Origin of the sequence: Kribbella sp. NBC_01484, assembly GCF_036227145.1 — a bacterium.
In the GTDB taxonomy this organism is placed as follows: Bacteria; Actinomycetota; Actinomycetes; order Propionibacteriales; family Kribbellaceae; genus Kribbella.
Map to the genome: position 1 here is coordinate 8,279,434 of NZ_CP109437.1, position 12,660 is coordinate 8,292,093.

14 protein-coding genes are annotated in these 12,660 nt (G+C 68.8%); 9 read left to right on the forward strand and 5 right to left on the reverse strand.

Annotated features, from left to right (window positions below; all coding sequences use genetic code 11):
- Nucleotides 1-3 precede the first annotated feature (3 nt).
- The 3 genes from OG555_RS40015 to OG555_RS40025 all read left to right on the forward strand — a co-directional run bounded on the left by OG555_RS40015 (nt 4) and on the right by OG555_RS40025 (nt 3,055).
- Nucleotides 4-1,116: an alpha/beta hydrolase gene (locus OG555_RS40015; RefSeq protein ID WP_329478918.1), complete on the forward strand. Its 1,113-nt coding sequence runs from the start codon at nt 4-6 to the stop codon at nt 1,114-1,116.
- 211 nt (nt 1,117-1,327) lie between these two features.
- On the forward strand, nt 1,328-1,861 hold the full coding sequence (locus OG555_RS40020; RefSeq protein ID WP_329478920.1) for a flavodoxin domain-containing protein: 534 nt from the start codon (nt 1,328-1,330) through the stop codon (nt 1,859-1,861).
- Between the two features lie 48 nt (nt 1,862-1,909).
- Entirely contained in the window at nt 1,910-3,055 is a 1,146-nt protein-coding gene (locus OG555_RS40025) for a lysylphosphatidylglycerol synthase transmembrane domain-containing protein (protein WP_329478922.1), read from the forward strand.
- A gap of 119 nt (nt 3,056-3,174) precedes the next feature.
- Here the strand turns inward: OG555_RS40025 and OG555_RS40030 are convergent, their stop codons facing one another.
- From OG555_RS40030 to OG555_RS40040, 3 genes are read right to left on the reverse strand one after another with little or no spacing between them, the layout of a single operon-like run.
- Entirely contained in the window at nt 3,175-3,642 is a 468-nt protein-coding gene (locus tag OG555_RS40030) for a hydrogenase maturation protease (RefSeq protein ID WP_329478925.1), read from the reverse strand.
- Entirely contained in the window at nt 3,639-4,934 is a 1,296-nt protein-coding gene (locus OG555_RS40035; RefSeq protein ID WP_329478927.1) for a Ni/Fe hydrogenase subunit alpha, read from the reverse strand. Before OG555_RS40035 ends, OG555_RS40030 begins: the two co-directional genes overlap by 4 nt.
- Nucleotides 4,931-5,683, reverse strand: coding sequence for a hypothetical protein (locus OG555_RS40040; RefSeq protein ID WP_329478929.1), 753 nt, complete (start codon nt 5,681-5,683; stop codon nt 4,931-4,933). Before OG555_RS40040 ends, OG555_RS40035 begins: the two co-directional genes overlap by 4 nt.
- Before the next feature lie 106 nt (nt 5,684-5,789).
- Between OG555_RS40040 and OG555_RS40045 the strand changes: the two genes are divergently transcribed.
- From OG555_RS40045 to OG555_RS40060, 4 genes are all read left to right on the forward strand, one after another.
- Nucleotides 5,790-6,920: a 4Fe-4S dicluster domain-containing protein gene (locus OG555_RS40045; RefSeq protein ID WP_329478931.1), complete on the forward strand. Its 1,131-nt coding sequence runs from the start codon at nt 5,790-5,792 to the stop codon at nt 6,918-6,920.
- Nucleotides 6,913-7,377 carry a Crp/Fnr family transcriptional regulator gene (locus OG555_RS40050; protein WP_329478933.1) on the forward strand — a complete coding sequence of 155 codons (465 nt, stop codon included), beginning with the start codon at nt 6,913-6,915 and terminating at the stop codon, nt 7,375-7,377. Before OG555_RS40045 ends, OG555_RS40050 begins: the two co-directional genes overlap by 8 nt.
- The gene (locus OG555_RS40055) at nt 7,367-8,191 is read left to right on the forward strand and encodes an FAD/NAD(P)-binding protein (RefSeq protein WP_329478935.1); all 825 of its coding nucleotides are present in this window, start codon (nt 7,367-7,369) and stop codon (nt 8,189-8,191) included. Before OG555_RS40050 ends, OG555_RS40055 begins: the two co-directional genes overlap by 11 nt.
- Nucleotides 8,192-8,261: 70 nt before the next feature.
- Nucleotides 8,262-9,242, forward strand: a complete 981-nt coding sequence (locus OG555_RS40060; protein WP_329478937.1) for a serine hydrolase domain-containing protein — start codon at nt 8,262-8,264, stop codon at nt 9,240-9,242.
- Nucleotides 9,243-9,348: 106 nt separating this feature from the next.
- Here the strand turns inward: OG555_RS40060 and OG555_RS40065 are convergent, their stop codons facing one another.
- On the reverse strand, nt 9,349-9,921 hold the full coding sequence (locus tag OG555_RS40065) for a TetR/AcrR family transcriptional regulator (RefSeq protein WP_329478939.1): 573 nt from the start codon (nt 9,919-9,921) through the stop codon (nt 9,349-9,351).
- Between the two features lie 252 nt (nt 9,922-10,173).
- Between OG555_RS40065 and OG555_RS40070 the strand changes: the two genes are divergently transcribed.
- A complete protein-coding gene (locus tag OG555_RS40070; RefSeq protein WP_329478940.1) occupies nt 10,174-10,746 on the forward strand; it encodes a hypothetical protein in 573 nt (190 codons plus the stop codon).
- A gap of 113 nt (nt 10,747-10,859) precedes the next feature.
- On the opposite strand, the gene OG555_RS40075 is transcribed toward OG555_RS40070, so the two are convergent.
- Nucleotides 10,860-11,567, reverse strand: coding sequence for an alpha/beta fold hydrolase (locus OG555_RS40075; RefSeq protein ID WP_329478942.1), 708 nt, complete (start codon nt 11,565-11,567; stop codon nt 10,860-10,862).
- A gap of 14 nt (nt 11,568-11,581) precedes the next feature.
- Between OG555_RS40075 and OG555_RS40080 the strand changes: the two genes are divergently transcribed.
- Nucleotides 11,582-12,619, forward strand: coding sequence for an alpha/beta fold hydrolase (locus OG555_RS40080; RefSeq protein WP_329478944.1), 1,038 nt, complete (start codon nt 11,582-11,584; stop codon nt 12,617-12,619).
- The last annotated feature ends 41 nt before the right edge of the window (nt 12,620-12,660 follow it).

Sequence of the window (12,660 nt, forward strand, 5' to 3'; positions counted from 1 at the left end):
GAGGTGAAGCGAATCGGTGCCCGCCCACGGATCGTCCGAGGCAGCCTGGTGTTCAGCGCCGGATGTCTCGTACTCGGAGTCGGGATCGGCGTCGGCCTGCCGTACCTGGCGAAGGCCGGCTTCCATCCCATCACCGTCATCGGCCTCGCCGTCCTGGCAGCCGGTCTGGCCCTGCTTGCCGTCAGCGGGGTGATCCTGGTCCGCGCCGCCCGGAGCTGGCGCCGCATCCTGGTGGTGCCCGTCCTCCTCGCCGCTGTGGTCATCGCAGCGCTGACGATCGGTCAGGCGGTTGCCGCGACCACCGTTCCTCCGACGACCGTCGGCTCGACAACTCCGGCGGACCGCGGTCTGGCGTCTGCCGAAGTCACGTTCCCGACCGCGGACGGGGTCGCGCTCGCCGGCTGGTACATCCCGTCCCGAAACCACGCGGCCGTTGTCCTGCTCCATGGGGCGGGCTCGACCCGCTCGAGCGTGCTCGATCACGCTGTCGTGCTGGCGCATCACGGGTACGGCGTACTGCTCTTCGACGCACGCGGTCATGGCCGCAGCGACGGGCGAGCCATGGACTTCGGTTGGTACGGCGATCAGGACGTCGCCGCGGCCGTGTCGTTCCTGCAGACGCAACCCGACGTCGATGACAAGCTGATCGCGGCGGTCGGGTTGTCGATGGGCGGCGAGGAAGCGATCGGCGCGGCGGCAGGTGACCGGAGGATCCGCGCAGTCGTCGCCGAAGGCGCGACCCATCGAGTACCTGCCGACCGAGCGTGGTTGTCCGGCGAATACGGCTGGCGCGGCACCCTTCAGGAGGGCCTCGACTGGCTGACCTACGGCGTCACGGGCCTGCTCACGGCCGCAGATCAACCACCGGCGCTGCGCGATGCGGTCGCTGCGACCGCGCCACGAAAGGTGCTGCTCATCGCTGCCGGCGACCGTGCCGACGAGGGCAGCGCAGCCCGCTACATCCAGTCCGCGGCCGCCGGCAGCGTCGACTTGTGGATCGTCCCTGGCACCGGACACACCCAGGCCCTGCGAACCCACCCGCGCGAGTGGGAACAGCGCGTCACCGCGTTCCTCGCAACCGCACTCCACCTCGAAGGAAACAAGGTCTCGCCATAACGGCACGACGGACGCCGGCCAACCGACTTTGCGGCCCAGGCAATCCAGGCAGAAAGACTCTGACGCGGGCCTGTCGCCGGAACCACGATGAGTACGTGAGTACGTGAGTACCGCGACGGAACTATCGGCGGCAGCCGACTCACCGCGGACCTCGACTCGCACGACGAGCGGCACGTGAGCCTCTTCGCGTGCTGACGGAAGGAGATGTGTGATGACCCGAAAGGTATTGATCGCCTACGCCACCAAGATGGGCGCGACCGCAACTATTGCGGGGGTGATCGGCTCCGAGCTCCGCGCCGCCGGCCACCAGGTCGACGTCCACGAGATCGGCGCCGTCCTGGCCGTCAGCGAGTACGACGCCGTGATCGTCGGCAGCGCGATCTACAAGGGACGTTGGCGCTCCGAGGCTGTCCGCTTCCTCCGCGATCACGAGCGGCAACTCCGCAGCCGGCCGGTCTGGCTCTTCCACAGCGGCCCGATCGGTCCGAGCAAGGACCAGGACCAGCCCGTCCCACCCGACGTCGCCCGACTGGCCGGCCTCATCCAGGCCGCTCCGGTCAAGACGTTCGCCGGGGACCTCCAAGCCGACGCCGTCGCCGGAGTCCGTTCCCACCGCGCAGAACTCGACCAGCTGATCGGCGACTCCAGGGACTGGCCCGAGATCCGCGCCTGGTCCGGCGAAATCGCCACCGCTCTGGAGGCGTCGCGAGTACAACCGTCGCCGCCGACGGGCCGGATGACCTGAGGAGCGAGATGATCACGTTGGCCCTCGACCTGGCCGAAGCAGCCGGCAATGGCGCACCTGTTGCCGCAGGCAAGTAAGGCGGCTGATCCCCGACTCCCGCGACGCACAGCGGCCGGGCGAGCGGCCAGAACGGCGCTGGCCTGGGGCCGCAGCGCGATCGGGCTGCTGATCCTCATCGCGGTCGTCGACTACGTCGTGCTGCCGAGAATGGCCGGCACCCAGCAATCGCTGCGCCTGCTGCGACAGGTCGATCCATGGTGGGTCGGCGCCGGAATCGCGTTCGAAGCGATGAGCCTGGTGTGCTACTCGCTGAGTACCCGTAGCGTGCTCCGCGAGCGGCCGGCAGGCTTCGGCTGGCTCCTGCGCAGCGATCTGACGGGCTATGGCATCGGACACATCGTGCCGGGCGGTGGCGCGACGACGACGGCGCTCCGCTATCGGCTTCTGGTCTCCGGTGGCGCGGCGCCGACCGACGTCGCCGCGGCAATCGCAGTACAGGGCGTCGGGTGTGCGGTGGCTCTTGCCGCCGTCCTCTGGGTAGCACTGATTCCCACCCTGATCTTCTCCGGTCCGACCGCGCCCTATCTGATCCTCTGGCTCATCGGCGCTGTGCTTGCGGGAAGCGGCGTCATTGCCACCCGGGAGCGTTCACGGATGGCTGCCGGCGCTGCCGCCGTCCTCCGCTTCGCTCTTCGCCGGCTCCCCCGGCGCTGGCGTCCCCGCGCTCGTGAGATCGCAACCCAGCTTCGTGAGCTGCTGTCGGACCGAGAGGTCCGCAGATCCTTCCTGACCTGGGCGACGCTCAACTGGCTGCTCGACGCGGCAGCTCTCTGGTTCTTCCTGATCGCCTTCGGACACCCGATGAACCCGGCCTCGCTGGTGCTCGCCTACAGCATCGCCAGCCTGCTCGCCGTTCTGCCGATCACCCCCGGCGGCCTCGGCATCATCGAAGGCATCCTCATCCCGGGCCTGATCGGTCTCGGCGTCCCCGGCGGGGTCGCCGTCATCGCGGTCGTCTCCTGGCGGCTCTTCCAGTTCTGGATCCCCGTCCCCGTAGCCGGCCTCTGCTACCTGTCCCTACGCACCCCAGGCTGGCGCGACAGAGTCGCCGCCCCAACCCACCACAAAGGTACGGCGGTCCCGGCCGGCCGCGACACGACATCGAGCGGTCAGTCGCGGAGGAACAGCAGGTAGTCGGCGAGCCGGTCGGTGACCGGAGTGTGCGGTGCGTGGATTTGTCATCCGCGCAAGCGTGGGTTCGCGTCGACCACGTGAGATGACCGGCAGAGGGGAACTCCCTCGTCGTGGGCTCGTCATCCCCGCGGACGCAACCCCAGTTCGGTCAGTACGGCCGTCACCAGCCGAGGCAATGCGGCGGCGACCGGCGCCGACAGGTCGGTGCCGAAGGCAACGTCGGTGGCCTCGACCGCGTAGACGATCAGCCGTTCCGGCAGCCGGTCCAGCGCCTCGGCGAGCCGCACCGCATCAGGGATACCGAGGCCGTGCGAGCCGGCTGGACGCGCGCGGACGACCGCGGCCAGACCGCGCAGGTCGGTGCGATGGATCTCGCCGGGCGTCGACGGCTCGCACAGCACGGCGTCGACCACCACGGCGAGTGGGGCGCCGGCCCAATCCTCGATCAGCCGCGCCGGTTCGCCGTCGGACACGATCAGCCGCACACCGGTTGGCCGATACTCCTCGAGCGCGGCGACGAGTGCGGGGCCGACACCGTCGTCGCGACGGTACTCGTTGCCGATGCCGATCACGACCGGTGCTTTCACAGCCGCTCCACGGAGAGCTCGAGGAAGTGCGTCGAGCAGGAGATGCACGGGTCGTAGTTGCGGATCGTCCGCTCGCACAGCGCGGTCAGCGCTTCGTCACCGAGATCCAGATGGGCCGAGACGACCCGGCGGAGGTCTTCCTCGATGGCGGCCTGGTTCTGCGATGTCGGCGGCACGATCGTCGCCGACCGGACCAGGCCGTCGGCGCCGATCGCGTAGCGGTGGTAGAGCAGGCCACGCGGCGCTTCGCTGACACCGTGCCCGACCCCGTCTCGTGCCCGAACGCCGACGTACGGCGGCTCCGGCGGCTGGTACGACTCGATCAACCGCAATGCTTCCTCGACCGCGTACACGGTCTCGACGGCACGGACCACGATGCTGCGAAACGGGTTGCGGCACTCGCTGCCGAGTCCCGCGCCGGCCGCGAGCTCGCGAGCCAGTGGTGACAGGCGCTCGTGGTTGAGGGTGTATCGAGCCAGCGGCCCGGTGAGGTACCGGCGGCCGTCGAGGGCGGCGTGCAGCGCAGTCGAGTGTCGTACCTGCTCCTCGACCACATGGTCGCTGAAGGCGTCGACTCCGAACGCAGGCCCGTCACTGCGACGCAGCGTCGTGCCGCCCTCGATCGCGTACCGGGCCGGGTCGTGGACAGCGAGCAACTCGTGGTCCAGCTCCAGGTCCGGGAAGTCGAATCCGGCCACCCAGTGCACCGTGGCGATCGCGGCCTCGAGCGCCGGCCGCAACTGCGCGGCCAGCGCGTCCAGCCGGTCTCTGCCTGGTGCGGAGTAGAAGCCGCCGACGCGAACGTTGATCGGGTGGATCGGCCGGCCGCCGACCAGCTCCAGGATCGCGTTGCCGGCCTTCTTCAGGGCCAGCCCACGTTCGACGATGTCGCGATGGGCGGTGGCCAGTGCGATCGCGTCCGGGTAGCCGAGGAAGTCCGGCGCATGCAGCAAGTAGATGTGTAGCGCGTGACTGGAGATCCATTCGCCGCAGTACAGCAAGCGGCGCAGCTCACCGATCGGGCCGCCGACCCGCACTCCGCAGGAGTCCTCGATCGCAGTGCACGCGCTCGTCTGGTAGGCGACCGGGCAGATGCCGCAGATCCGTGCCGTGATGTCGGGCGGCTCGGTGTAGCCTCGCCCGCGCAGCAAGGCCTCGAAGAATCGCGGCGGTTCGTAGATCTGCAGGTCCGCGCGCTCCACCACTCCGTCGCGAACGGTGACTCGTAGCGCACCCTCCCCCTCGACGCGGGCGAGCGAGCTGACGTTCAGCTGCCTGGCGCGATGGTTCACGAGGACCACCCGCCGGCAGCCGCGTTGAACGTGAGGAAGACCCGGTCGACCTCGTCGTCGGTCATCCCGGCCTCCCGCAGTCGCGGGAGCAGCGCCGCCACGTTGGGCTTCGCCATCGGGCCGAAGCAGCCGAAACATCCACGCCGGTACGCCGGGCACAACGCTCCGCACCCGGCATGGGTGACCGGGCCGAGGCACGGCGTGCCGTCGGCGACCATCACGCAGGTCAGGCCACGGCGCTTGCACTCGGTGCACACGGAGGTGTCGGGCAGATCCGGCTTGCGGCCCGCCAGGAAGGCAGTCAGCACCTCGAGCAGCTGGCGGCGGTCGATCGGGCAGCCGCGCAGCTCGAAGTCGACCCGGACGTGGTCCGCGACCGCCGTCGAGGTGGCGAGGGTCTCGATGTAGTCCGGCCGGGCGTACACCACCGACGCGAACTCGGCGACGTCGCCGAAGTTGCGCAGCGCCTGGATCCCGCCGGCCGTCGCGCAGGCACCGATCGCCACCAGCACCCGCGACTCGGCCCGGATCCGCTGGATTCGCTCGGCGTCGGCTGCCGTGGTGATCGAGCCCTCGACCAGTGCCACGTCGTACGGACCGGGCAGCACCGCGCTCGACGCCTCCAGGAAGTGCGCGATCCGCACCCGCCCGGCCAGCGTGAGCAGCTCGTCCTCGCAGTCCAGCACGGTGAGCTGGCAACCGTCACACGAGGCGAGCTTGAAGACCGCAAGCGTCGGAGTGTTCATCATCGTGAGCACACCAGGGTGACCGACGGCTCCGCCAGGGACCGAAGACCGCGCCGCCCGGGACCTTCGGCCCTGGGGCCGGTACGGCGGCCACCAGGACGATCGCGGTATGGGTCAATCGATCATCGACACCGACGGCCTCGGCGCTCTCGTCCAGGTGCTGATCGGCGATGGCTATCAGGTGATCGGGCCGACCGTGTCCGGCAGCGCGATCGTGCTGGCCGAGCTCACCGACGCCGGGCAACTGCCCGCCGGCTGGGGCGTCGAGACAGGTCCGGGCTACTACCGGTTGCGGCCGCGTGAGGACGACGCCATGTTCGCCCACTCCGCCGGTCCGCAGTCCTGGAAGACGTTCCTGCATCCGGCCCGCCGCAAGCTGTGGTCCACCGACGAGGACGGCTCGTTCCGCGCCGCTGACGAGGAGACACCGCGGTACGCGCTGCTCGGCGTCCGGGGTTGTGATCTGGCCGCGATCGCGAAGCTTCACGGTGTGCTCGGCGGCGGCAGCCATCCGGACGGGTCGTTCGAGGCACGGCACCGGTCGTTGTTCGTCGTGGCGGTGAACTGCACCGAACCCGGCGAGGTGTGCTTCTGTGCCTCGATGGGCACCGGCCCCGGGGCCGGACCGGGGGCCGATCTGACGCTTACCGAACTAACGGCGTCGGGACCAGCCGACAGCCACCGGTTCCTGGTCGAGACCGGCACCGAAGCCGGCGCCGACCTGCTCGGCCGGCTGGACCACCGCGACGCCGCGGCGGACGAGACCGACCGCGCCCGCACGGAGGTCGCGGCCGCCGCGCACCGGATGGGCCGGGCGATGCCCGAGGTCGACCTGCGGGCCCTGCTGGCCGGCAGCCGGGATTCGACGCACTGGGAGGACGTCGCCGAACGGTGCCTGACCTGCGGCAACTGCACGATGGTCTGTCCGACCTGCTTCTGCACCACCACCGAGGATGTCACCGACCTGACCGGGGACCACACCGAACGCTGGCAACGCTGGCAGTCGTGCTTCGAGCTCGACTTCTCTTACCTGCATGGTGGCAGCGTCCGCAGCTCCGGCGAGAGCCGCTACCGGCAGTGGCTCACCCACAAGCTCGGCACCTGGTACGACCAGTTCGGCGGGTCAGGGTGCGTCGGATGTGGCCGGTGTATCGCCTGGTGCCCTGTCGGTATCGACCTGACCGAGGAAGTGGGCCGGCTCGCCGCGACGGCAGCGGCCGGCGAGTCGGCTGATGCCTAGCATCGGCTTGTTCGACACCCTCGGTCCGCACGAGCGGGAGATGCTGCTCAGCACAGCCCACGACGTGGACTACGACGACGGCGTGCGGCTGTTCGACGAGGATGGCGCGGCCAACTGCTGCTGGCTGATCCAGCACGGCCGCGTCGCGCTCGACACAGCGGTCCCTGGCCGCGGCCATGTCGTCGTCCAGACTCTCGGACCTGGCGATCTGCTCGGTTGGTCCTGGCTCGTCCCGCCGTACCGCTGGCACTTCGGAGCCCGAGCGGTCGGCACCGTCCATGCGACCGCGTTCGACGCCGAGCGGCTCAGGCTGCTCGCCGACCAGGATCCCTCGCTCGGCTACGCGCTGACCCGCCGGCTGCTGGTCGTCGTACTGGACCGGCTGCAGTCCACCCGCGCCCGTTTGCTGGACGTCTACGGCAATCCGAACGACGAGGGCCGTACCGATGCCGGCTGAACCGATGCTTCCGGTCAGGTACCGCGTCACCAGCCGCACGGTCGAGACCCGCGACTCGGCCACGCTGCGACTGGAGCCGGTCGACCGCCCGCTGGCCCCGTTCCGGCCGGGGCAGTTCGCCATGCTCTACGCGTACGGCGTGGGCGAGGTGCCGATCTCGATCAGTGGCATCGGCGACGACGGCACACTGCTGCACACCGTCCGGTCCGTCGGGGCGGTCAGCAAGGCCCTGCACGACGCCCGGCCCGGATCCGTGATCGGTGTCCGCGGCCCGTTCGGTACGGCGTGGGCGCCGGAAGCTGCCGCCGGCAACGATCTCGTCGTGGTGGCCGGTGGCATCGGCTTGGCGCCACTACGTCCGCTGCTGCTGGAGGCGCTGGCGGAACGGCCGGCGTACCGCAAGATCGTGCTGGTGGCCGGCGCCCGCACGCCGGACGAGTTCCTGTTCCGCGCCGAGCTGGATCGCTGGGCGGCGCGCGACGACCTCGACGTCGAGCTCACCGTCGACCGGCCCGCGCCGGGCTGGGACGGCGCGGTCGGTTTCGTCACCGAGCCGATGTCCCGGCTCCGGATCGATCCGGACCGGACGGTCGCGTTCCTCTGTGGTCCCGAGCCGATGATGCGATTCGGTGCACGTGTCCTGATCGGGGGCCGGCTACCCGCCGGGCGCATCCGCGTGTCGCTCGAGCGTTCGATGAAGTGTGGGGTCGCGCTGTGCGGGCACTGCCAGCTCGGGCCACTGCTGATCTGCCGCGACGGCCCGGTCGTGGACTACGCGACCGTCGAACCCCTTCTCGCCGTACCGCAACTGTGAGCATCCGCCGTACGACAGGCGTGGCTATACGGCCTCCAGGTAGGCGCGCGACCTGGGTTAATCTGCGGCAATGGCGCAGGGGGATATTGACAAGATCGCTAAGGAAACCGGGTTCTCCGGTGTGGTCCGGATTGATCGGGCCGGCCAGATCGAGTTCGCGAAGGCCTACGGGTTGGCCAACCGTGCCTACCGCGTTCCCAACTCCCTGGACACCAGATTCGGTATCGCCAGCGGCAGCAAGGGGTTCACCGCGGTGGCGGTGCTCTCACTGGTGCATGACGGTGTGCTGGAGCTGAGCACCACCGCTCGATCCCTGCTCGGCAAGGATCTTCCGCTGATCGCGGACGACGTGACCGTCGAGCATCTACTCACGCACACCTCCGGCATCGGTGACTACCTGGACGAAGAGGCCGACACCGACATCACCGACTACTTCATCGGCGCGGCGCACGAGCTGACTACCACCGAGGCGTTCCTGCCCCTGCTGGACGGGCATCCCACCAAGTTCCGGGCCGGTGAGCGCTTCGGCTACTGCAATGGTGGTTTCGTGGTCCTCGCCCTGCTGGCGGAGCGGGCCAGCGGCGTCGGATACCACGACCTGGTCCGGGAACGGGTGCTCCGCCCCGCCGGCATGACCAGAACCGACTTCCTCCGCTCCGACGAGCTGCCCGCTGACGCGGCCGTGGGTTACCTGCCAATAGACGGTGTGGATCGCTCCAACATCTTCCACCTGCCGGTGCTGGCCACCGGCGATGGCGGCATCCACACCACCGCCGCCGACATCTCCACTTTCTGGCGCGCGCTTTTCGCCGGCGACCTAGTGGATTCGGTCGAAGAGGTCGTACGGCCGCACTGCGACGTACCCGAGGAATCCAGGCGCTACGGTCTCGGCTTCTGGCTGCACGAGAGCACCGACACGGCGATCCTGGTCGGGTACGACGCCGGCGCGTCGTTCAAGTCCACGCACGACCCACACACCGGCACCACCTGCACCGTGCTGTCAAACACCTCCCCCGGCGCCTGGCCCATCGCCCGCGCCTTCACACCTTGAGGACCGACACGTCGTACTGGTGAAGGGCTGTCCTGGGTGACCATCGCTCAGAATCGTCTGGGACGACAGCACGGCTCGCCGACGGTGGTCCGCGTTGAGGCCGGCTCTAGTAGTCCGATTGGTGGCGACTGCGGTACTTGAGGAGTCCTTCGGTCCCGCGTAGGAATGTCTCACAAATGGGTTTCGGATCGGTCAGGCAGCCGGCGGCCATTGCGCCGTCTCGCAGCATGACGAAATGCCGGGCTGCGGGATCGGGGTCGGGCTTTCCGGTTTCGGAGAAGAGCTCGGTCATCGTGGCCAGAAACCACTGCCGGTGCCTGAGGACCGCCTGGTGGACCGGATGGGTCGGGTCGGGGTATTCAGCGGCGGCGTTGAGGAACGCGCACCCCCGGAAGCCGGGGCTCTGGATGTCGTCAGCGATGAACCGACCGACAGTCCGAACGACGTCGTCGGGGGACGCGTCCTGAGTCCGCGCGGCGTTCACTCGTGTGCGGATTGCCTCGTCGGCCTGTGTCAGGTAGGTGACGACGAGGTCGTCCTTGCTCGGGAAGTGCCTGTACAGCGTGGCTCGTGTCACGCCTGCGGTAGCAATGATGCGATCGATGCCTACGGAATGAAGTCCTTCGGAGTAGAAGAGCCCGCTGGCCGTGCTGAGCAGTCGCGCTCGTGCTTCCGACATCCGCCTCTCCCGTTCGAGATCCTGTCGCAAGGCTAGCAGATAGAACGGTCGGTCTTGACATCCGTGGGTACATCCGCCAAAGTCAGGTAGACCGATCGTTCTTTCTACTCGGAGTGAGCAAGAGGTCAATGCCTGCCGCGCCCCCATCGCCCGCCTACCCGGCAACCCTCACGTGTCCGATCAAGCAGGCCGACCGTGTCAGCCGCTGACGCCCGACCGATCCGCCGTGCCAATCATCGAAAGAGGAATCTGATGTCCAGTGCCATCGACGCCCGCGCCGTAACCGAGACCGCCAGCAGCACCAAGGAGTTGCGAAACCTGTACTACGTCCGCTTCGCCTTCGCAGTCATCTGGGCTGTCCTGATCATGCTCACCGCTTCGACACTCAACCCGGCCGGCATCGCCCTCCTGGTGATCTATCCGCTGTTCGACGTGGCCGCGGCCGTGATCGACTTCCGTTCCTCGGGGACCACACGACCGCGAGCACCGCTGTACCTCAACATGGCACTGAGTCTGCTCACGGCGATCGGATTGGCTGTCGCCGTCACCTCCGGTATGCCGAGCGTTCTGCGGGTGTGGGGTGCCTGGGCGATCACCGCGGGCATCGTGCAGTTGATCGTCGCGATCCTGCGCTACCGGCTCGGAGGGCAGTGGGCAATGATCCTCAGCGGCGGAGTCTCTGTCATCGCCGGCTCGAGCTTCATCCTGATGGCCGGCGGGCCGAAGGCGTCCGTCTCAGGCATCAGCGGATACGCCGTGCTGGGCGGCATCTTCTTCCTGATCTCGGCGATCCGTCTGCACCGCCTCGCAGCCAAGGCCAACTGAGATGACGAACCCGAGCCAGGACCACCCTGGTCCGCGGGCACGGACGCATCACCGGCACTCGCCTCAAGTCGATTGGGGTGAGCCGCCGTCGGCCGCGGATACGTCAAGACCGTTCAGCCGGCTGCGGCTGTCGCTTCGGCGGCCTGCAGGATGAGTTGGGTGGCGGCCTCGGGCTGGGACACGAACGAGACGTGCGAAGCCGCCACCTCCACGATCGTTGCGTTCGCTCGCCCGGCCATGAACCGCCGCAGCTCCGGCGGGATGGCCTTGTGCTCGGTGCCCAGCAAATACCAGCACGGCAGTGTGTTCCACGCGGGCGGGGCCGACGGCGTAGCTGCGAACGCCGCAGCCGCGTAGGGCCGCTGTGCCGCAGCCATCACTGCGGCCGTCGCAGGATCGACGTCGGCGGCGAAGGCTTCTCGGAAGGCCTCGGGGGCAAGGTAGAGGTCGGCGCCCTCGCTCCCATCAGGGTTGGTGAACGGAACGGGCCGGATCGAGGGCCCCACAAGGCTGCCTTCGAACCTCTCGAGGAGCTCCTGCTGGCTCTCGCCGACGTCGCACATCCAGCCGTTGAGGTGGACGAGCGCCTTGACCTGCTCGTTGCCGATAGCGGCGGTGGAGATCACATTGCCGCCGTACGAATGACCGACGAGCACGATGGGCCCACTCAGGGTCCGCAGGAAGTCGGCCAGGTAGGCGGCGTCGCCGGCAAGATCGCGAAGCGGGTTGCCGAACCCGATAGCCGAATACCCGCGGTCTTGCAGAGCGCGGATCTCGGCGTCGAAGCCGGTAGCGTCGGCCCACGCATGGTCACGAGCCACGGCAGAATGAGGCTGTGGAGCAGCGGATCGCTACGACGAGGCTGGCCGATGGTTCGCGGGTCGCGTATGCGGTGGTGGGGCGTGGACCGGTTCTGGTGCATGCGCCGGGATGGCTTACCCATCTGGAGCTGAGTTGGGCGATGCCGCCGGAGCGTGCGTTGTACGAGTCCTTGGCGCAGGGGCGGACGGTGGTCCGTTACGACAAGGTGGGCTGCGGGCTGTCGGGGGCCGCGGAGCGTGTTCCGTCGATGGAACTGGAGCTCGAGACACTCGATGCTGTCGTCCGGGCGGTCGGCGCTTCGCGATTCGATCTGTTCGGTGCGTCATTGGGTGCCGCGGTGGCCGCCGCGTGGACGGCGGGGCATCCGGCTCGCGTCTCGCGGTTGGTCCTCTACGGGGGGTGGGTACGCGGAGCCGACATCGCGGCTGTGCGGGTCCGTGAGCATGTCCTCGGATTGATCGCGGAGCATTGGGGCCTTGGTTCGGATGTGCTGGCCGACATCTTCGCCCCCGACGCCGACGCCGCGACCAGAGCGGCGTTCGTCCGATACCAACGCGAGGCCACGACGCCCCAGACTGCGCGCGCGATGCTCGCCCTCGCATATGACCTCGACATCACCGATCTGCTCGCGAACGTTCAGGCCCCGACGCTCGTGTTGCATCGCGACCATGACCGGGCGGCGCCGCTGGAGCAGGCTCGGTTGCTCGCCGCCGGAATCCCGGGCGCGCGATTGGAGGTGCTGACCGGCCGCGATCACCTTCCGTACATCGGCGACCTGGACGCCATCGTGCAAGCCATGCGAGGCTTCCTCGGCCTCTCACCGCTGCGATCTGTTCCCGGCACGTCGGTGACACGACGCCAGTACGAGGTGGCGCAATTGGTCGCCCAGGGGCTCACGAACAGGGACATCGCCGGCCGGCTCGGCATCAGCGAGCGCTCGGCGGAGTCGCACGTGGAGCGCATCCGGGCTCGGCTGGGTTTCCGGTCGCGGTCCCAGATCGCGGCCTGGGTCGTCGCCGGCGGCCGTTCAGGCCCTGACGAAGTGCGGTAGTTCCACTGCTGACAGGCGATCTCGGCGTCACTGATGCTGGG

Bases quoted from the DNA above. Each gene is read 5' to 3' on its own strand.
- OG555_RS40020 (WP_329478920.1), top strand. From the start codon at position 1,328: ATGACCCGAAAGGTATTGATCGCCTACGCCACCAAGATGGGCGCGACC.
- OG555_RS40025 (WP_329478922.1), top strand. From the start codon at position 1,910: ATGGCGCACCTGTTGCCGCAGGCAAGTAAGGCGGCTGATCCCCGACTC.
- OG555_RS40040 (WP_329478929.1), bottom strand. From the start codon at position 5,683: ATGATGAACACTCCGACGCTTGCGGTCTTCAAGCTCGCCTCGTGTGAC.
- OG555_RS40045 (WP_329478931.1), top strand. From the start codon at position 5,790: ATGGGTCAATCGATCATCGACACCGACGGCCTCGGCGCTCTCGTCCAG.
- OG555_RS40050 (WP_329478933.1), top strand. From the start codon at position 6,913: ATGCCTAGCATCGGCTTGTTCGACACCCTCGGTCCGCACGAGCGGGAG.
- OG555_RS40055 (WP_329478935.1), top strand. From the start codon at position 7,367: ATGCCGGCTGAACCGATGCTTCCGGTCAGGTACCGCGTCACCAGCCGC.
- OG555_RS40060 (WP_329478937.1), top strand. From the start codon at position 8,262: ATGGCGCAGGGGGATATTGACAAGATCGCTAAGGAAACCGGGTTCTCC.
- OG555_RS40065 (WP_329478939.1), bottom strand. From the start codon at position 9,921: ATGTCGGAAGCACGAGCGCGACTGCTCAGCACGGCCAGCGGGCTCTTC.
- OG555_RS40070 (WP_329478940.1), top strand. From the start codon at position 10,174: ATGTCCAGTGCCATCGACGCCCGCGCCGTAACCGAGACCGCCAGCAGC.